The organism is Sorangium sp. So ce1504, from assembly GCF_051521635.1.
Lineage (GTDB): Bacteria > Myxococcota_A > Polyangia > Polyangiales > Polyangiaceae > Sorangium > Sorangium cellulosum_B.
The window spans coordinates 5,754,627-5,773,782 of record NZ_CP150365.1 but is presented as its reverse complement, the minus strand read 5'-3'; the positions used below and the strand labels follow the sequence as shown (position 1 = coordinate 5,773,782).

The following is a 19,156-nucleotide window of genomic DNA, read 5'->3' as shown; positions in this document are numbered from 1 at the left end:
GCCCAGTCGGGACGAGGTCTCGCGCGCGACCGCCCTCTGCCGTTTCAGCTGACGAAGGCGCGCTTCCGCGTCTCATGCTCATCGAGGAGCTTCTCGACGCTCGCGAGCGCGTTTTCCACCGACTCTTGCACCATCTGCAGCACCGTCGTCGCCGAGCCCTTCAGCGCCTCGTAGTAGCGCTGCCGCTCGGTCGAGTGGATGATCGACGGAGGCAGGCCCGTGCGGAGCAGCAGCATGTTCATGAACAGCCTCGCGACCTTGCCGCTGTCGTTCGGGAACGGGTAGACCCGCAGCAGATCGTAGTGCGCGCGCGCAGCGATCCGGATGCCGTTCCGCGTCTTCCGCGTCTCGGGGTCGTTCAGCCAGTCGACGATCTGACGCACCTTGTAGGCGATCTTGTCCGGCGGAGCGTACTCGTGGAAGTAGAGCCGGTGCTGGGGGATGTCCTTGCGGTATTTCACCGTCTTGAGATCCCCCTCCTCCGGATGGAGGATCAGGTACAGCTTCTTCATGCAGTCGAGCGTGAGCGGGGCCCGCTTGTTCTCGCCCTGCTCGCGCACGTACGCGATGGCCTCCTTGTGCCGCCGGATGTCATCGTACGTCGGCTGAAGGCTGGAGTCCGTCACGAGCGGCGCCGGGCCGGCGAGGGCCGCGCGCAGCTCGTCGAACGTGTAGACCACCCCTTCGAGCGCGCTGTCGTGGTAAATCCACGACATATCGAGGCTGTCGATGTAGCGCCGCCGGAAGTCCTCCGACTGCGCGCTCAACCGCTGCTCGATGATCGCGCTGCGCTCCTCGATGGTGGCGCGCCGAGGCGGCGGCAGCATCGGCAGGGGCAGGGTGACCACCCGCGGCGCCTCCCGGAGCGGGACGCGACCCGGACGGCGCTCGATCGACGCCCCCGCGCTCTTCCCCTTCGCAACGCCCGGCCGCGCGCTCTTCTTGTCGACGACCGGCTTCTCGCTCGTGCGCGACGGCCTGTCGCTCGTGCGCGACGGCCTGTCGCTCGCCCGGCGCGGTCGCTCGGCCTCGCCCGGCGCGGCCTGCTCCCTGACGTCCTTGAGCTTCAGCTTCTCCTTGAGCTTCAGCTTCTCCTTGGGCTTCGGCTGGTCGTCGAGCCTCAGCTTCAGCTTCTTGCGGAGCTTCGTCGGCTCAGCCGCCGGCGCCGCGATCGTCCGCTCGGAGCGCGCCGCGATCTTTCTCCTGACGAGCCTCGGCTTGGCGGCCTTGACCCGCACGAGCCTCGGCTTGGTGGCCTTGACCCGCGCGACCTTCGTCTTCGCGGCCTTCGCCTTCCGCGCCCGCCCGGCGACCGCCCTGGTCTTCGCGGTCCTGGCCTTCGCGGCCCTCGGCTTTGCGGCCCTGGCGCGGGTCACCCTGGCCTTCGTGGCCTTGGCCCTCGCCGTCTTCGCCCGCGTCGCCTTGGCCTTCGCCGCCCTCGCCTTGACCTTCGTCGCCCTGGCCTTCGCCCTGGCCTTGGTGGTCCTGAGCTTGGCGGCGGCGCGCGTCGACCTGGCCTTCGTCCTGGCCGCGGCCTTCTTTGCCTTGGAAGCGCTCGTTCGCTTCGCGGCCGCGCGGGTGGCCTTCTTCGCCCTCCCGACCGCCGCTTTCTTCCTCGCGCCCGTACGGGTTGCCCGCGCCGGTGCGCGCGCCGCCTTGCGCCGCGCCGGGGCCGCCGACTTGCGGGCGGTCGCCCGTTTTGTCGTGGTTTTCCGGCGCTTTGCCGCCTTTACGGCAGCGGTGCGTCGCGCAGCAGGACGAGAGGACGCGGCCTTCCGCTTCGGCTTGCGCGCGGCTGAGCGGGCGGCAGGCTTTGCCTTCCGCGTCCGCGCTGTCGAGGCTGCTCGCCTCGAGCTTGCCGCGCTGGCCTTGGTCGCTCTCTTCCGGTCTTTTTTCGAAGTTTTTCGGGTCTTCTTTGCCGCCATGGGCGTGCTTTCACACAATCGCTCAGGCTGCCCGCTGCCACGCTGCGGCGAGCTAACATACGATCGAAAAGGCCTAATGCCGGCCAGCAGCCTAGCAATTTGGGGATTTATCCGTCAACCAGTCCGGTGCGGAAGTGGGCAGGAAGCGACATCCTGCAGCTGGATCGTCGATGATCCAGTTGACCCGCCCTGCCAGATTGCGCCCGCGATCCTGGCAGGCGTAGCTCGAGGCCGGGCGCGAGCGCTCCGCGACCGAGGCGCCGGCCCTCAGCTGTCGATGTTGATGCCGAGCCGTTGCCGGATGGCGAAATACTCCTCGCTGGCCGCGTAGAGCGTGAGCTCCTTGAGCCTCTCCTTGTGGGGGAGGGCGGCGCTCGCCTCGTCGGTCGCCTTGATCATCTCCTGCGCCAGCTCGAGGTCGTTGGCGAGGAGGAAGCCCGCGCGGTCGGCCGTCAGGTCGACGCCGGACACCCAGCGCTTCAGGTCGATGGCGCCGGCCTGGAGCAGCTTCGTCACGGCGCTCGCGAGCTGATCGCGCGCCGGCCCGACGAGGATGGGCTCCAGGACCGCCAGGTCGTCCATCACCGGCCCCTCCAGCTCCTTCGTGATCGGGAACGTGGGCGAGATCAGCTTGATCGCCGCGAACAGCCAGGCGCGCAGGCCGGTGCCCGTCGGCACCAGGTGCCGGAGGTACATGCCCGGCCGGTAGTAGGTGAGGTGGCGGGCCGCGATGAACGCGGCGGCCTGCGTGGGCAGGTCCATCTGGAGCGCCGCGGCGCCGAGCACGATCGCCGGGACGTGCGCGTGGAGGAACGAGACGCCGCCGCCGTCGTTCGGATCCTGGAACGTGAGCGGCGGCGCGAGGCCCAGGACACCCGCCGCGTAGTAGAGCGTCTGCGACATCGGGTAGGGGTGGCGCGATAGATCGAGCTGGTAGGCGAGCTGGTAACCGAGCTCCTCCAGCGGCCGCCCGTTCTTCCTGAGCACGGCCGGCTCGATGACGCCGAAGACCGCGGTCAGGAGCGGATCCGCGTCGGGGTGGACGAGCGCGGCCGCCCACGCGTGGTCGTCGAGCGGCTGCTGCGCCGCCGCGGCCGTGTCGGGGCGCAGGCGCCGGAAGAAGCGCTCCTCGTCCGGCTCGGCGGCGCTGAGGCAGCAGAGCACCTGGCACAGGCAGAAGGCCGCGTCGGCGCGCTTCGCCTCGGTGTACATCTTCCGGAGCAGCCGGTACGCGTCCGGCTTGTACGGGTTGCGCCGCAGGATCGGGGCCTGCGCGGCCACCGCCTTGTCCAGGTACTCCGCCGGGTTGCTCGCGTAGAGGTTCGCCAGGAGCTCGTTCCGCGCCTCGCTGTCCGGATCGAGCGTCTGCGCCGCCTCGTAGGCGTCGATCGCCTCGCTCATCCAGCCGAGCTTGTCCTTGTAGAGGGCGCCCAGCCGGTCGAACGTCTCGAGCATCTTCGCCGTGTCGTTCCCATCGGTCGCCCGGTCGAGCTCGACCTTGAGCAGGCGCTCCACCTCCTCGTGGTCACCCTTCTCGCCGCGGAGGTCGATCGCCTCCGCGAGCGCGCGGGTGAGTGACGGGTCGAGCGCCAGCACCTCGTCGTAGAACGTGGCGGCCCGGTCGAGATCGCCGAGCTGCCGCGCGCTCACGATCGCCGCCGTGTGCAGGTACTTCGCCTTCTGCCGGCTGTCGTCGATCTTGGCGGCGAGCTTGAGGACGATGTCGACGAGCTTCGACCAGTCCTTCTCCTCGCTGTAGAGCTGCATCAGCTTGGTGAGGATCTTCCGGTCGTCCGGGCGCTCGTCCAGCGCCGCCACGTAGCTCTTCGCCGCCCGCGCCCGGTCGTGGAGGTGCGCCGCGAACAGGTCGCCGATCTCGAGAAGGAGCGCGCTCCGCTCCTCGCCGGTCACCACGTCGAGCCGCCGGTGCTTGACGAGCACGACCTCCCCCCAGTCCCCCTTGGCTTCGAAGACCCTGGAGAGCAGGGCGAGCGGGGCAGGGGACTCCGGGAGGAGATCGGCGGCGCCGTTCAGCGCGGCCACCGCGCCGTCCGGGTCGCCGGCCGCGAGCCTCGCCTCGCCGAGCCCGAGGAGCGCCTCCGCCCGATCGCGCTCGGGCAGGCCGGCGCCGAAGCGGTCCACGAGGCGGCCGTAGAGCTCCGCGGCCTCCTTCGCCCTGCCCGCGTCGAGGTTGACCCTGGCGGCCCGCGAGAGCGCCGCCGGATCGTCCGGCGCGAGCGCGAGCAGCGCCTTCACCGTGCCGATCGCCTTGCCGCTCGAGCCGCTCTTGCCGAGCGCGTCGACATAGCGAAGCAGGAGCTTGAGCCCCTGCTCCTTCGGCAGGACGTCGACCCGGCTCGCCAGGAGCTCGTAGTGCCGCGCCGCCTCGAGGAAGCGGCCCGCCTCGAACGCGAGATCGCCCGAGATCATGAGCCCGAGCACGCCCGTCGGATCGAGGTCGACCGCCCTCGTCGCCGCCTCCGCGGCGCGCTCGTCGTCCTTGAGGCGCTCCCGGAGGAGCAGCGCCATCTCGCCGTACAGGCGGCCCTTGGCGAGGTTGCCCTCCGCGACCTCGGCCTCGCGCGCGATGAGCTCGACGGCGCTCGTCGCGTCGCCCCGGGCGAGGTAGGCCGCGCGAAGCGCCAAGGACGCGCCCGCGTTTTGCGGCTGCGCGTCGAGGGCCATCTTGTAGCGCTCGATCGCCCCGTCCCGATCGCCCTTCTCCTCGAGCAGCTTCGCCGCGCGGATCCAGAGATCGGCCCTGCTCTCCGCGGTCTTCGCCGTCGCCGCGAGCGACTCGATCGCGCTCAGCGCCGCCGCGGCGTCGCCCGTCGCGGCCCGCACGTGCGCGAGCGACTCCAGGGCCCCGGCGTGGTGGGGATCGATCGCGAGCACCCGCTCGTAAGCCTTGCGGGCGCGCTCGGGCGAGCCGACCTGATCGAGGAGCACGCGCCCCATCGCGAGCAGCAGCTCCTCCCGGCGCTTGTCGTCGGACACGATGCCGAGCTGCCGCTCGTAGAGCGACACCACGTCCTCCCAGCGCTCGAGGGCGCGGTAGTGCCGCCCGAGCGCGGCGAGCGAGCCCTCGTGCGCGCTGTCGATCCTGAGGATCGCCTCGAGGGCCTCGGCCGCCTTCGCGTGATCGAGGAACTCCTCGTCGTGGATGCCGGCGATCCGCTCGTAGAGGTTGATCTTCTGGCGCGGCGTCGCGCTGACGTCGATCTGTCGCGCCAGGTTCTGGAGGAGCGCCACGTAGCTTCCGGCGCGGCTGTGGATGCGATCGAGCCCGCGCAGGGCGGTCAGGCTGGCCGGATCGAGCTCGAGCGCCGCCTCGTAGCGGCGCGTCGCCTCGCCCAGGTCGCCGAGCCGGTCCTCGTAGAGCTCGGCGAGCTTGCACATCGTGTCGACGCGCTCCTCGCCCCGCAGCGCCTCCGCGCGCCGCTCGAGGATCCTGGCGTAGCCCGCGTGATCCTCGGCGCGCCGGTAAATCCTGAGCAGCGCCTCGCACGTCCTCGTGTGCCCGGGGTCCTCGGTGAAGATCTGCTCGTAGAGATCGCGCGCGCGGCCCGCGTCGCTCAGCTTCGTCTCGAGGAGCTCGGCCGCCGCGGCGCGGAGGTCGCGCGCCTCCCCCGGGGTCGCGGCGCGATCGGCCCGCGAGAGCAGCACCTGGACGAGCTCCTGCCACTGCTGGGCGCGGCGGTAGACCTGCGAGAGCCCCTCCAGCGCCTCCTCGTTCGCGGGGTCGAGCCCGAGCACGAACTGGAAGCACGGGATCCCGAGGTCCGCCCGCGCGACCTTCTCCGCATACCAGGGCCCGAGCCGGTTGAAGAGCGCGAGCTTCGCCTCGGCGGGCATCGCCTCGTCGGTGCTCGCCTGGCTCAGGATCTGGAGCGCCTCGGACCAGACCTTCATGTCGCTGCCGGCCGCGCGCTCCAGGTCGACGGCGTACGCGTCCTGCTCCGGATCCTGGGCGAGCGCCTGGGCGAAGGCGAACACCCCCTGGTCCTTGTCGTCGAGCTCCCGCACGTAGAGGTGCCCGATCTCGTTGAGCGCCCGGGCGCGCTCGCCGGCGGTCTCGGCGCGCTCGCTCCGCTGGAGGAGCATCTCCACGAGCTCCTCGTGCTTGCCCAGCGCCTTGCGGAGCTCCTCGAGCGCGGTGAAGGCGATGTCGTCGCCCGGGGCGAGCTCGAGGAGGCGCAGGTAGACCGCCTCCGCCTTGTCGTGCAGCCTCCCCTTCTCGTAGATCCTGGCCGCCCGGAAGTGCAGGAGCTTCTTCGCCGCGACCGCCTGGTCGTCGCCCTGGCCGGGCGCCGAGCCCGCGTCGATCTGCTCCGAGGCCATCACGAGCGCCTCGGCCACGCGCCCCGGGTCCGCTCCCCGATCGACGGCCGCCTCGACGCCGAGCGCGAGCTCCGTGTCCGTGGGGCTGGCGACGAGCCGATCGATGAGGTCGTTCAGCTGCGCGCCCTCGATCGTCGCCTCGTGCTGCTGCGGCTTGCCGAGCGGCTCGATCGCGTCGAGCACCGCGCGCGTCCCCCTCGGCCGGGCGTCCTGCGCTTTCGCGAGCAGGCGCCCCGAGAGCTCGTCGATGTCCTTGCCCACCCAGCCGCGCGGCGCGACCGCGCTCGGCGGCGGCGGCGGCTCGATGAGGTGGGCGACGGCGATGTCGACCGCGGCGGCGCCCGAGAACACGGGCTTGCCCGTGAGGAGCTCGAAGAGCAGCGCGCCGAAGGCGTAGAGATCGCTCGCGGGGCCGACGTTCTCGCCGCGCAGCTGCTCGGGGCTGGCCGCCTCGACGAGCTCCAGGCTGGACCACCCGGCGCCGAGCCGATCGCCGCCGACGTCGACGAGGATCGGGAGCGGCTCCCCGTCCTCGCCGCGGGCCACGACGACGTTCTCGAGCTTGAGCGCGCCGTGGACCAGGCGCTGCTCGTGGAGCGCGGCGAGGCCGCTGAGGATCCCGCGGAGCAGCGGCTTCGCCTCGTTGATGTGGAGCGGCCCCGAGCGCGCGAGGCGCGCCGAGAGCGGCAGCCCGTCGACGTGCGTGTACGCCACGAACGCCCGGCCGCCCACGATCCCCGCGTCGACGCCGCTCGCCAGGTTCTCGTGGTGCACCTGCGCGGCCAGGCGGACGTGGGTGAGGTACCTGCGCACCGCCCGGCTGTCCCGGGTCGCCTCGCGCCGGAGCACCTTGAGCGTCCGCGGCTCGGTCCCCCGGGTCGCCGCGTAGACCAGGCCCCGGGGGCCCTCGCCGATTTTTCTCGTGATGATGTAGTCGCCGAACGCCTCGCCGGGCCCGATCTCCTCGAGCAGGCCGAGCCCATGCGCGCCGAGGGCGCGGACGCGCGCATCTACCTCTGCGCGCGAGGCGATGACGGCATCGATCAACGCGTCGATGGCGTCGAGCTCCACACAATGATCCGTGAGGGCGCGCGCGAAGGAAGCCTTGGAGGCGCTGCCCCCGATCTCGGCCGGGCTGAAGCCGAGGAGGTCGGACGACAGGGCCATCATTTCATCGAGCGAAAAGAGGCGCTCGAGCTCGCCTCGGACGATATCAATGGACATGGGACTCCTCGGGCCGAGCCCTCGTGCCGGCGTTGCGCGCGCAGCGGACCTGCCGGACGGCGGGGGACGTGGGGCATGCTAGCGAAGCTTGGGGCTCCATGCGACATCCGACGAACGCCTGTTTTGCAGGGCGATTCCGCGGCGCGCGGCGCGACGGCGGCGCTCGACGTGGGCACAATCGACGTAGATCGACGTGGCGCGTGGGGTCGTGCTCACCGCGCCTGCCCCGCCGAGAGGCCGGGTAGCCGGGTAAAAGGTAGCCGGGTAAAAGATAACGCGGAGTTGCAGGAACCCTGGAGGAAAGTTGACAGGAACGCGGAGGACGTGCGAGCGGATGTCTGTGCGTCGAATAGCGCAGTTCCTGGAGCGGACCCTCCCCATCGCGGTGCTCATCGTCGCCGTCGTGGGCGCACCGATCATGATCTTCTCGCCGCAGGGGCTGCCTCGCCTGCGGGAGCTCGAGAGAGAGCTCGCCGACGTCGAGGAGGAGAATGCCGAGCTCGGGCGGCAAATCGAGGCGCTCCGCGGCAAGGTGGCGCGCCTGCGCGACGACCCGACCGCCGTGGAGAGGATCGCGCGCGACAACCTGGGTCTCGTGCGGCAGAGCGAGGTGGTCTTTCAGTTCTCCCGCTGAGGACTCCGGGTCTCGGCCCTCCCCAGGCCTGTTGTCCTATCGGCCACAGGGCTCCGCCGCGGAAGCGCTGGACGTGAGGACGTGCGCCGCGCTCGGCGCCAGGACGTGAGCCAGCGCTCGGCGCGAGCGCATGAGCTCGCCTGGCTCGCTCCCTCGCCCCGCGCGCGCCACCCCGCCGCCTGGGGCGGCGAGGGAGCGGGCCCGCTGCCCGCTCGCCGCCCGTCCAGAAGGAGCAGCATCCGTCGTGACCGGATGCGGGGCGCTGCACGCTGGCAGCGTCCTTTCTGGTATTGTGCAGCCAGTGTCGCTAGACCTGGGCCGCCTCCTCATCGCCGCCGGCGCCGTCTCCAAGGCTGAGGTCGAAGCCGCCCTCTTCGTGGCGGTCCTGCGGGGCATCCCGTTCCCTCGCGCCCTCATCGACCGCGCCGCCCTCAGCGAGCGCGCCCTGGAGGAGGAGCTCGATCGCCACGGCGGCCTCGCGCTCCGGCAGGTCGTCGGCGCCCGCGATCTCGTCGCGCGCTTGCCGCGCGCCATGTGCCGCCGCCTCGGCGCCGTGCCGATCCGCATCGATCCCGGCGTCGGCACCATCGACGTCGCGGCGGCCGACCCGCTCGATCGCCACATCGCCGACGAGTTCAGCTTCCACCTCGGCGCGCCGGTGCGCATCTTCCGCGCGCCGATCACGGCGATCGAGGAGGCCATCCGCGCCCTCGATCTCGACGAGCGGGAGCAGGTCCCCTCCCGCGCGCGGCGCGCGACCCCGGCGTTTCCGCACGGCGCGCCCCAGTCGACCATCCCGCCGCCGCCGTCGTCCGAGGTGCCCATCCCGCTGATCCGTCGCGCCTCGGTACCCTCGTTCGACGAGGTGAGCCTGGTCGAGGCGCCGAGCGGCAAGCATGGCCACCGCGGAGCGGCGCACAACGGTCATGCTCAGCGCGCGGACACGCCGGCGGGGCACGAGGACGCGATCCTGCCGCTCCGCCACGCCAAGGCGGCCCCCGGCGCGCGCGGCTCTCCCTCGAGCCCTCGCCGCTCAGCGGACGCCGAACGCGGCGCTGGCGGGAGGGCGACCGGGCGTCAGGCGACCCTGCGTGCGGCGGGGGTCGAGCCGCCGGCCGTCTCCTTTCCGCCGCCTCCGCCCGTGGAGATCTCGCCGCCCTTCAAGCTGCTCGCCTCGATCCTGCCCCAGGCCTTGCCTGGCCCCGACCGCGCGCCGGACAGCGCCGGGCGGGAGCCGGCCCCCTCGACGCGGCGCCTCGGCCGGCTGCCGCTCGACGCGCCCTCCGGCCTCGCGCCGCGCTCGCGCCGCCGCTCCGTCGATGCGGAGGCCCCGCCGCCTGGAAGCGGCAGGGCTCGCCCGGAGAGCGCCGCGCCGCCGTCGAGCAGGCGCTCCGGGCGGCTCCCGGCGCTGCCCCCCGCGCCCGAGCCGGAGCTCGGCGATCCCCTCGACGACGATCCGCCGCCGCAGCCCTTCGTCGATCTGAGCGACGTCATCGACGCGCTTTACCTCGCGCGCACGCGCGACGACGTCATCCGGCTCGCGCTCCGGGGGCTGCGGCTGTTCGCCGGGCGTGTCGCCATCTTCGCCGCGCACCGCGGGGTCTTTCGTGGGTTCGCGTGCAACGCGGAGTTCGGCGACCAGGAGGCGCTGCGCAAGCTCTCCCTCCCGATGGATCAGCCGAGCGTGCTCGCCACGGCCGTGGCGACCCACCTCTACGTCGGCCCGATCCCCGGCACTCCCACCCACGCGCCGCTGCTCGACGTCATGGTCAACCCGAGCCTCGACGTCGCCGCCGTCGCCGTGCAGGTCGTCGGCCGGCCCGCGATGATCCTGGTCGCCGATCGGATCCTCGACACCTCGAGCGGCTCGCGCCGGATGGTCGAGCTCGCGCGCGCCGTCGGCGAGGCCTTCAGCCGGATCCTGTCGGCGCGCGGGTGAGCGCCCGCCGTCGTCCCGCGCGACGGGCGCTGCGCGCCGTCCCGACGCTGCCCTGAAGCATCGCGCCGCGCTCGGCGCCCGCGGAGATGCCCGCGCGCTGGCGGCTGCCGCGGCGCTCGCAGCTGCGCCCGCACGCGCCGCGTTGCAGCCGTCGCGTTGCATGCGTGCGTTCCGCGCCTTTCATCGGCGCAACGGAGGCAGGAGGATCCCGATGCCTGTCCTGGTGCAAGTACGCGTCGCTCGATCTCAAGATGTGTTGTTTTCCAGTGTGTCTGTCCGACCCGATCTGTTCGCTTCGCGTGTTGCAGGAATTTTCCTGTGACATGGGAACCATGTCCGCTCTCTTCGAAATTTTTTACAATCCTGAACCCTTTTTATGAACGGCGGTCAGATTTGGCTATCCGACTGAGGGTCAAATCGGGTTAAGGCATTTGGGTCTCATCGAGTTCGCGTGGACAGCGTGATTCGCCTCCCCCGAAAGGAGCTCCAAATGCATCCTGCAAAGCCGCACGAGAGCAATGTGATCGCCCGTAAGCTCGTTCTGGTGATCGCTGGTTTGACCGCTGCCGCGGCCGGTTGTTCGGCAGACGTCGGCGGCGCCGACATCGAGGAAGTCGGCAAGAATCAGCTGGGATTTGAGCGATTCGAGCGGACGGTGTTCCGGGAGCCTGACACCGGCATCTACATTGTTAACGGGGACACGCCGGTCGTAGATATCAAGCATCTGCGCGAGTTCTGGGAGGCGCATGTGCGCGATGGTGCGCTGATCGTCAACCAGGAAGGCGGGGAAGACGTCATCTGGACGGCGGAGCAGCGGCACAACCTCTCGTACTGCGTGAGCACGAGATTCGGGGACAAGTACGAGGAGGTCGTGACGGCGATGGCGGATGCCGTCAAGGCATGGGAGGACGTCGCGGACGTCGACTTCATCCATGTCGAGTCTTCCGACTCGCGCTGCACCTCGAGCACCAGCGAGGTCCTGTTCGACGTGAACCCCGTCAGCGCCGGCGGCCAGTACCTGGCGCGCGCCTTCTTCCCCGGCCAGTCGAGGTACTCGCGGAACGTGCTGATCGACAGGACCGCTTTCGACAGCACGCGGCCCACGATCACGGGCATTCTCCGCCACGAGCTAGGCCACACCCTTGGCTTCCGTCACGAGCACACCCGTCCTGAGTCGGGCACCTGCTTCGAGGACGACAACTGGCGTGCCCTCACCGAGTACGACGGCGCGTCCGTCATGCACTATCCCCAGTGCAACGGCACAGGCGACAGCACGCTCGTCCTCACGGAGAAGGACATCGCGGGCGTCCAGTCGCTCTATGGCACGCCGAGCGGAGATGGCGGAGATGGCGGAGGCGGCGGAGGCGGCGGAGGCGGTGGAGGCGGCGGGGAGCCGCCGACCGGGGAGCCGCCGGCCGGGGAGCCGACCACCGAGAACTTCAGCGGCCGCCTCGCCCGGGGAGCCTTCGATGCGGTCGGGCCCGCCGAGGGGTTCGAGGTCGTGGCCGGGACGACCCTCACCGTCGTCATGACCGGGACCGGAGACCCCGATCTCTTCGTGAAGTTCGGTGATGCGCCGACGGCGAGATCGTTCGATTGCCGGCCCTACCTCAGCGACGCCAACGAGACCTGCACGCTCGATGTGCCCGAGGGCCAGACGAGGGCCTTCGTCAAGGTGCACGGCTTCACGGCCTCGACCTACGACATCGAGGTGCGCTACTCCGCGCCGAAGGCGCCCGGAGGCGAGCCCGGAGGTGAGCCCGGAGGCGGCGGCACCGAGACGTCGACGAGCTTCGACGGCAGCGTCTCGCGGCGCGAGACGGCGTCCCACGGGCCGATCTCGGTGGTCCCGGGCACGACCTTCCGGGCCGTGATGAGCGGCACCGGGGATCCCGATCTCTACGTACGGTTCGGGGAGCAGCCCACCCTGAGCGCTTTCGACTGCCGGCCTTACCTCGACGGCGCGGACGAGACGTGCGAGCTGACGGTCCCGGAAGGGCAGTCGGAGGCCTTCCTCCTCGTGCAGGGGTACGCGGAGAGCACGTACACGGTAAAGGTCGACCACACGACGCCGTGACGCGGCGGACCCTCGGCCCGCAAAGGCGGAGAGGGCACCAGACGCAACCTGCGTAGAAGAAGTCGACGCGGCGGAGAGGCACCGAGGTGCACGGGCTCAACCCCACTCTCCGCCGCGCGTCGTTCTTCCATCATGCTCGCTTCGCCTCTCATGGGCCGACCCGCCCGCGCGGGCGGCGCGAACGCCGCCGACGCGGGCGCGGGCGCGGTTGCCCGCGCGCGGGCAACCGCGCCCGCGGGGGGAACTGAAGCGGGCGGCGGGCGGCGGGCGGCAGCGATGCGAGCCTGCGGCGCGAGGCGCTGCGAGGAAGTCGACCCCCGCGCCCCGGTGAATGATAGGCTGCTGGCCCGGATCCTCTCCTGGCGCCGCCGCTTGCCCATGCCGAACGAGACCCCTCACGCCCTTCGCTTCACCTGGCTGTTGGCCGCGCTGCTCGTGGAGTCCGTCACGCTCGCCGGATGCATCGGAGAGCCCTTTCAGCTCGGCAGCAGCGGCGGCGGCGAACCGATCGGCGGTGGCGGCAGCGAGCCGATCGGCGGCGGCGGCAGCGAGCCGATCGGCGGCGGGGGCGGCGGGGGAGGGACCGGCGGCGGAGGGCCGCCGCCCGTGCCGGTGACATGGCCGGACTCGCCGACCACGCGCTGCTCGAACGGGACCACCGTGCTGGAGGCGTGCCCAGGGCCCTCGGCGCCCTTCTTCGGACAGGACGGGAACTACGAGATCGCCGTCCCCTCCTACACAGAAACCGACGGCGCGGTAGAAGACTCGGTGACCGGGCTCACCTGGGAAAAGGTGGCGGAGAACGGGATGTTCACGCTGGTCGGCGCGCAGGAGCACTGCGCGGCGCTCAGCGCCCAGGGGATCGGCGGCCTCTCGGACTGGCGCCTGCCGACGCGGATCGAGCTCGTCTCCATCCTGGATTTCGGCCATCCCACGGCGTTTCCCGATATCTTCTTCACGTCCACCCAGGACAGCTTCTACTGGTCCGCGACCGACGTCGCCGCAGACAGCTCGTTCGCCTGGGGGGTGCTGGCCAGCGATGCGTCCCTCGGCTTCTTCGCGAAGGACGACACGGCCGGCGCGCGGGCGCTGTGCGTCGGAGGTGTGAAGGGGATCGCGCCGGCCGATCTCTCGCCCGGCGAGGACTGGGTGCTCGATCGCTCGAAGGGGCTCGTCTGGCAGCGCCACGCCTCCCAGACCCGGTTCATCTGGAGCGACGCGCTCGCGCACTGCGAAGACATCGACCTCGCCGGGAAGGGCGACTGGCGGCTGCCGAGCGCGAAGGAGCTGCTCTCGATCGTCGATGATCGGCGGTCCGGGCCGGCGATCGACCTGGAGGCCTTCCCGGGGACGCCGTCCGACGTCTTCTGGTCGTCGACGCCCGCCATCGGCAGCGCGGAGAAGGCCGTCCTCGTCAACTTCACGAACGGCGCATCGCAGGACCACACGGTCCGCGATCGGCGGCTCGTGCGCTGCGTTCGCTCCGACGGGTGAGCGCCGCCCATGCGCCGAGGGGCGGCTCCGATGGCGGATGGCATGCGCCGCCGCCGCTCACCCGCTTCCCGCGATGAGCCCAGGCCGCCGCGGCGGCTCAGCCCCCTGGCTTGACGAACTTCAGGACGAAGCGGTCGCTCGTACCCCGCTTGTCGCCCGCCACCATCGGCGAGGCGTTCCAGTCGCGCGTGTCCGCGGGGCTCCGGAGGAAGGTCGCCTCGGCCGCGAGCCGGAAGCCGGCCCGCTCGATCTCCTCGCGCACGATCTTCTCCTCGATGCGGTGGAGCGTCTTCACCTCGGTGACGCCCGTCCCGGCGCGCCCGGCATGATCGACGATCGCGAACACGCCGCCGGGCTTGAGCGCGCGGAAGACCGCGCGGTTCATCGCGGCCCGGTCCGCCTCCATCCACACCGTGTCGTGGTAGAAGAGCACGAGGAACACGGCGTCGAGATCCCGCGCCTCGGGCGGCAACGGGTCGTCGAGCTCGCGATCGACCCGGACCACCGGCTTCATCACGGGCTTCTTGAGCCGCTCGCTCCACGGCTTCTCGGCGAAGCGCTCGAGGACGAAGCGGTTGTTCTGTGCATAGACCACCCCTCCCGGCCCGACCGCCCGCGCCAGGAGCTCGGCCGAGTAGCCGCCCCCCGCCGCGAGCTCCGCGACCTTCATCCCCGGCTGAATGCCGAAGAATGTGAGCGTCTCCGCAGGCTTACGGCCGGCGTCGAGCGCCCGGTCGGCGTCCGCGCGATCGGCGGCGTCGACGACGGCGCGCAGGGCAGCAGGCACCTCGACCGAGGCGACCGATAACGGCGCCGGGGCGACCACGTCGCCCGGGGCGGGGGCCGCCGCAGCGGGCGGCGCGTCGGGCTGAGCCGGGGGCGCAGCCGTCGGAGGCGGCGGAGCTGCGGGCGGCGAGGCGCTACAGCCGGCGAGCGCGGTCAGGGCGAGGGCGAGGAGAACGTGAGGGCGTCGCATGCCGCGCTGCTAACCGAGCGGACCGAGCGCCGCAAGCGATGCGACTCACGGGGTGTCCGCGGCGGGGGCGGTGACCGCGGCCGGCGCAGCGCCCGCCGTGGTGCCCGCGGCCGGCGCGGCACCTGCGGTAGAGCCCGCGGCCGGCGCAGCGCCCTCGGCGGGGCTCGCAGGGGAAGGAGCTCTTCGCAGGGGCAACAGCGCGGCCTGCACGGCGGCGGTGATCTGCGGCTGCACTGCCCGAACGGCGCGCTGCACGGCCGCGGGGGAGGCTGCGCTCGGTCCGCCGCGGCCGACGCGCACGCTGGCGACCGCGATCCCCGCCAGCGCGGCGCAGGCGATCGCCCCCGCGAGCAGGCGCTGCCGCGTCGCCCCGGCCGGCGGAAGGACCGCGCCCGGCGCCGAGGACGGCGGCCGCGCCTCGTCGCGCGGCCTCGGCGTCAAGGAGACCGCCCCCCTCGGGCTCGACGCCTGGAGCGGATCGAGCGAGCTCTCCTCGCCGGACGCCGGCGCCACGACGTGGAACCCGCCGCTCACCGGGGCGCTCGACGGCGCCGGGAGCGCCGCGTCGATGCCATCGAGCGCATCGAGCGCCTCGGCCTCGCCGCCGAGCACCTGCGACGATGGGCCGGGGCGCCGCGTCGCGCGCAGGGTGAAGGGGCTGTCCGCGTCGGCGCGCGTCAGCTCGCCCCCCTCCAGGTCGTCTTCGTCCTCGGGGAGCTCGGGCGTGTGGGGGCCCGGCGGACGCGACTCCGGCGACTCCTTCAGCGCCGCGCTCACGAGCGCCCCGAGGTCCTCCGGCGCGCCGATCTCGTGGCCTGCCTCGCGCAGCGCCTCGATCGCCTCCAGCATCGCGCGCGCGTCGGGGAAGCGGTCGTCCCGGCGCGGCGCGAGCGCGCGCGAGAGGATCGCCTCCAGCGCGGGGCTCACCTCGGGGCGCAGCTCGCTCGCCCGCAACATCTGCCCCTCGCGCGCCGCCGCCATCCGCGAGGCGGCGCTGCTCCCGGGGAAGGGCCGCGTCCCGGTGAGCATCTGGAACAGGACCACCCCGAGGGCAAACACGTCGGCGCGCGCGTCGACGCGCTCGCCGTCGAACTGCTCGGGCGGCATGTAGCTCGGCTTCCCGACCAGGTCGCGCCTGGCGGCGTCCCCCACGTCGCCCCGCGTGGCGATCGCCACGCCGAAGTCCGCGATCTTCACGGCGCCGCTCAGCGAGATGAGCACGTTTCCAGGGCTCACGTCGCGGTGCACCATCAGCCGCCCCTCGGCGGCCGAGCGCTCGTGCGCGTAGCCCAGCCCCTCGAGCACCTGGGCGGCGACGAAGAGCGCGATCGGCACCGGGACGGACTCCCCGCGCGCCCAGAGCCCCTTGCAGAGTCGCCCGAGATCCGTCCCGGACACGAGCTCGAGCACGAGGTAGAAGTCGCCCGCTTCGTCGACGCCGAAGTCGAGCACCTCATCGATGTTGGGGTGCTTGAGGCGGGTCATCATGCTCGCCTCGGCGATGAAGAGCTGCCTGAGATCGTCGCTGCCGGCGTGCATCGGGACGATTCGCTTGATGGCGACCGGGACCTCCTCGCCGTCCGGCCCGAGCGCGACCGCGCGAAACACCTCGCCCATCCCGCCGCGCGCCATCCGCGGTCCAATGGCGTAACGCCCCAGAACAACCCCCCTCGATGGCGCGCTCTCCACGGTGCCCCGACTCTAGATTGCACCGAGGGGCGGGGTAAAGGGGCGACAGCGCTCGATCTCCAGAGACGCTGCGGTCGATTGCACAAATCGACTCGTGGTGTTCCCCTCCGCGCCGAAACATGGCTGTCACGATCGCCAGCGCGGGCGGCGGCGACACGTCCACGACGAGCGCCCAGCGCGAGCGTGGTAGGGGCTCAGGGGCGCAGAGCGAGGTGGATGTCGCTGGATCTGCGTGGGTCTGGTCGCCGTCCGCTCGGGACATGATGCGCGGCGCGCCGCGGCGAGCGCCCGGAGGCGCTCGCCGCCGGGCTCATGCCTGGTGGAGCAAGATCGCGAGGAGCCCGAGCGACGCGCGCTTGCGCTTCGCGTCGATGGTCTCCGTGGCGCCGACGCAGAGCGGACAGCCGGCCTCGTCGCAGCGGCAGCCGGCGATGAGCTGCCGCGTGCGCGCGAGGAGCTCGTCGCGCTGCTCGTAGATGCGCTCGGAGAGCCCGACGCCGCCTGGCACGTTGTCGAACAGGAACAGCGTCGGATCGAAGACCCCGCCCGCCTCTCCGCCGGCCGGGACCTCCCGCGCCTCGCTCCCGTCCTCGAGCGTCTGGCCGATGTCGCGCGGATCGCACATGAGCGAGAGCGTCGCGACCGTCTCCAGCGCCCGCGCGATCCCGCGCAGGCCGTCGATGGCGGTCGCGCGGCCGAGGCCGAGCTCCTCGCAGAGCGGCTCGGGCACGGTGAGCCAGAACGAGGTCGTGTGCATCTGGATGTCGGGCAAGCGCACGTCGCCGTATCCCGTGTTCTCGTGCGTGTAGAACTTGATCTTCTTGTACCCGACCACCTTCTCCACGATGCTCACCTCGCCGAAGGCGGCGGTCGCCCGGCCGAGCGGGGCGGCCGCGCTCTCGTCGAGGATGCTCACCTTCCGGTGGGTGAGCGCGGTCGTGAAATAGTCGGGGACGACCTTCGTCACGAAGGCTTTGTGGTTCTCGTAATCGAGCCGCTCGACCTGGTACTGCTCGCCGTCGTGCTGGTAGATGGCCTGCTCGTGGAGCATCGTCGGCGCCGCGCGCCAGTCGAGCTCCGCGAGCGTCTTGCCAAGGGCCTTGTCGATGATGACGAAGTTGTCCCAGCCCACCGAGCGCAGGCTCACGTGGTTCGCCGGATACGCGTCGGACGCCCAGTGGAAGCGATCGTTCGACTCGTGCACGACCCCGTTGTCCTGCAGGAAGCGCAGCGCCGCCACGGTGTCGTCCGGCGGCATCGCCGCGTAGGGCTCCCCCTTGAGGAACGGCAGCTCGAACGCCGCGCACTTGAGGTGCTGCACGAGGATCTCGGTGTTCTGCGGATCGATCCGGGCCGACTCGGCCCCGCGCTCCAGCAGGTAACCCGGGTTCCTCGCGAGGTACTGGTCGAGCGCCGCGCTGGTGGCGCACAGGACCGCGATGCTCGTCTTGCCGCGCCGGCCCGCCCGGCCGAAGCGCTGCCACGTCTCGGCGACCGACCCGGGGTAGCCGGCGCAGATCACCGCGTCGAGCTCGCCGATGTCGATGCCGAGCTCGAGGGCGTTCGTGGCCACGACGCACAGGATCTCGCCCTCGCGCAGCCCCCGCTCGACCCGCCGGCGCGTCTCCGGGAGGTAGCCGCCGCGGTACGCCATGATCGCGTCCTCCGCCCCGATCTCCTTGCCGACGCCCTCGCGCAGGTACTTCAGCATGATCTCGACCGAGTTGCGCGACTGGCCGAACACCAGCGTCGGCACGCGGGCGCGCGCGAGATCCCCGGCGAGGCGCACCGCGCTCTTCAGGGTGCTGGCGCGCACCCCGAGCTCCGCGTTCACCACCGGCGGGTTGTACAGGAAGAAGCGCCGCGGCCCCCGCGGGGCGCCTGACTCGTCGATGAGCTCGAGCTCGTCCTCGGCGACGCCCAGCAGGCGCGCGGCGTGCGCCCGCGGGTTGCCGATCGTCGCCGTCGCGCAGAGGAAGGTCGGGCTCGATCCGTGGAACGCGGCGACACGGCGCAGCCGGGCGAGGACGTGGGCGACGTGCGACCCGAACACGCCGCGGTAGGTGTGGAGCTCGTCCAGCACGACGTAGCGCAGGCGCTGGAACGTCCGCGCCCAGTGCGCGTGGTGCGGCAGGATCCCCGCGTGGAGCATGTCGGGGTTGGTCATCACGATGGGGCTGCGCTCGCGCGCCGCCCGCCGGGCGTCGCCCGGCGTGTCCCCGTCGTACACGATCGCCGGGATCGTGAGCCCCGCCTCGCGGATGAGCGCGTGCAGGCCGGCCTCCTGGTCCCGGGCGAGCGCCTTGGTGGGGTACAGGTAGATCGCGCTGCCGCCCTGGCCCGACGCGGCGCCCTCGGCGAGCGCGTCGAGCACCGGGAGATGGAAGCAGAGGCTCTTGCCGCTGGCGGTGGGCGTCGCGACGACCACGTGCCGCCCCGCCCGCGCCGGCTCCGCCGCGGCGCTCGGGCCCGCCGGCGTCGCGCGGGCCGCCGCGAAGGCCCGCGCCTGGTGGTCGTAGAGCCGATCGATGCCGCGCCGCTCCAGGGCGCCGCGGAGCGCCGGCGAGAGCGCGTCGGGCATCGGTGCGGTGCGCGCGTCGGCCGGCGGAAGCTCGCGATCCGCGGTGAAACAAGGGCGGACGTAGCCGGAGGCAAGCCACGACGAGATGACGGTCTCGACGCCGGTCTCGATCTTCCAGGGGGGCGACGGCATGGCGCAGGTATACTAAACAGATGCGCCGTGTCACTCAACCGGATCGGGCGCGACGCACACGTCGGCCGCCGTGACGCTGCGCTGGCCTGCGCGGCCGGGATCTCGGAGGGCGGCGCGCGGGTGAGGGGAGGGCGGCGCGCGGGT

General features: G+C 72.0%; 10 protein-coding genes. 5 read left to right on the top strand and 5 right to left on the bottom strand.

Features of this window, described 5'->3' with window-relative positions:
* Nucleotides 1-44 precede the first annotated feature (44 nt).
* On the bottom strand, nt 45-1,238 hold the full coding sequence (locus WMF39_RS21675) for a Fic family protein (RefSeq protein ID WP_437747365.1): 1,194 nt from the start codon (nt 1,236-1,238) through the stop codon (nt 45-47).
* On the opposite strand from WMF39_RS21675, the gene WMF39_RS21670 reads away from it, so the two are divergent.
* Nucleotides 1,219-2,256, top strand: a complete 1,038-nt coding sequence (locus WMF39_RS21670; RefSeq protein ID WP_437747364.1) for a hypothetical protein — start codon at nt 1,219-1,221, stop codon at nt 2,254-2,256. The two genes, WMF39_RS21675 and WMF39_RS21670, sit on opposite strands and share 20 nt — an antisense overlap.
* Here WMF39_RS21670 and WMF39_RS21665 read toward each other — a convergent pair.
* The gene (locus tag WMF39_RS21665; RefSeq protein WP_437747363.1) at nt 2,193-7,490 is read right to left on the bottom strand and encodes a protein kinase domain-containing protein; all 5,298 of its coding nucleotides are present in this window, start codon (nt 7,488-7,490) and stop codon (nt 2,193-2,195) included. The two genes, WMF39_RS21670 and WMF39_RS21665, sit on opposite strands and share 64 nt — an antisense overlap.
* Nucleotides 7,491-7,824: 334 nt before the next feature.
* Here WMF39_RS21665 and WMF39_RS21660 point away from each other — a divergent pair, with 334 nt between their 5' ends.
* The 4 genes from WMF39_RS21660 to WMF39_RS21645 all read left to right on the top strand — a co-directional run bounded on the left by WMF39_RS21660 (nt 7,825) and on the right by WMF39_RS21645 (nt 13,634).
* Nucleotides 7,825-8,124, top strand: a complete 300-nt coding sequence (locus WMF39_RS21660; protein ID WP_437300928.1) for an FtsB family cell division protein — start codon at nt 7,825-7,827, stop codon at nt 8,122-8,124.
* 301 nt (nt 8,125-8,425) lie between these two features.
* The gene (locus WMF39_RS21655) at nt 8,426-10,063 is read left to right on the top strand and encodes a hypothetical protein (protein ID WP_437747362.1); all 1,638 of its coding nucleotides are present in this window, start codon (nt 8,426-8,428) and stop codon (nt 10,061-10,063) included.
* Between the two features lie 490 nt (nt 10,064-10,553).
* The gene (locus tag WMF39_RS21650; protein ID WP_437747361.1) at nt 10,554-12,140 is read left to right on the top strand and encodes a pre-peptidase C-terminal domain-containing protein; all 1,587 of its coding nucleotides are present in this window, start codon (nt 10,554-10,556) and stop codon (nt 12,138-12,140) included.
* A gap of 327 nt (nt 12,141-12,467) precedes the next feature.
* Nucleotides 12,468-13,634 (top strand): DUF1566 domain-containing protein, encoded by a 1,167-nt coding sequence (locus WMF39_RS21645; RefSeq protein ID WP_437747360.1) that lies wholly within the window; start codon nt 12,468-12,470, stop codon nt 13,632-13,634.
* Between the two features lie 97 nt (nt 13,635-13,731).
* Here WMF39_RS21645 and WMF39_RS21640 read toward each other — a convergent pair whose 3' ends face one another.
* The 3 genes from WMF39_RS21640 to WMF39_RS21630 all read right to left on the bottom strand — a co-directional run bounded on the left by WMF39_RS21640 (nt 13,732) and on the right by WMF39_RS21630 (nt 19,012).
* Nucleotides 13,732-14,610, bottom strand: coding sequence for a class I SAM-dependent methyltransferase (locus tag WMF39_RS21640; RefSeq protein WP_437747359.1), 879 nt, complete (start codon nt 14,608-14,610; stop codon nt 13,732-13,734).
* Nucleotides 14,611-14,655: 45 nt separating this feature from the next.
* Nucleotides 14,656-16,242, bottom strand: coding sequence for a protein kinase domain-containing protein (locus WMF39_RS21635; RefSeq protein ID WP_437747358.1), 1,587 nt, complete (start codon nt 16,240-16,242; stop codon nt 14,656-14,658).
* Between the two features lie 367 nt (nt 16,243-16,609).
* Nucleotides 16,610-19,012, bottom strand: coding sequence for a DEAD/DEAH box helicase (locus WMF39_RS21630; RefSeq protein WP_437747357.1), 2,403 nt, complete (start codon nt 19,010-19,012; stop codon nt 16,610-16,612).
* Nucleotides 19,013-19,156 lie beyond the last annotated feature (144 nt).

Excerpts from the sequence above, each read along its gene's own strand:
- WMF39_RS21665 (WP_437747363.1), bottom strand. The coding sequence starts at position 7,490 with ATGTCCATTGATATCGTCCGAGGCGAGCTCGAGCGCCTCTTTTCGCTC.
- WMF39_RS21660 (WP_437300928.1), top strand. The coding sequence starts at position 7,825 with ATGTCTGTGCGTCGAATAGCGCAGTTCCTGGAGCGGACCCTCCCCATC.
- WMF39_RS21650 (WP_437747361.1), top strand. The coding sequence starts at position 10,554 with ATGCATCCTGCAAAGCCGCACGAGAGCAATGTGATCGCCCGTAAGCTC.
- WMF39_RS21640 (WP_437747359.1), bottom strand. The coding sequence starts at position 14,610 with ATGCGACGCCCTCACGTTCTCCTCGCCCTCGCCCTGACCGCGCTCGCC.
- WMF39_RS21635 (WP_437747358.1), bottom strand. The coding sequence starts at position 16,242 with ATGGCGCGCGGCGGGATGGGCGAGGTGTTTCGCGCGGTCGCGCTCGGG.
- WMF39_RS21630 (WP_437747357.1), bottom strand. The coding sequence starts at position 19,012 with ATGCCGTCGCCCCCCTGGAAGATCGAGACCGGCGTCGAGACCGTCATC.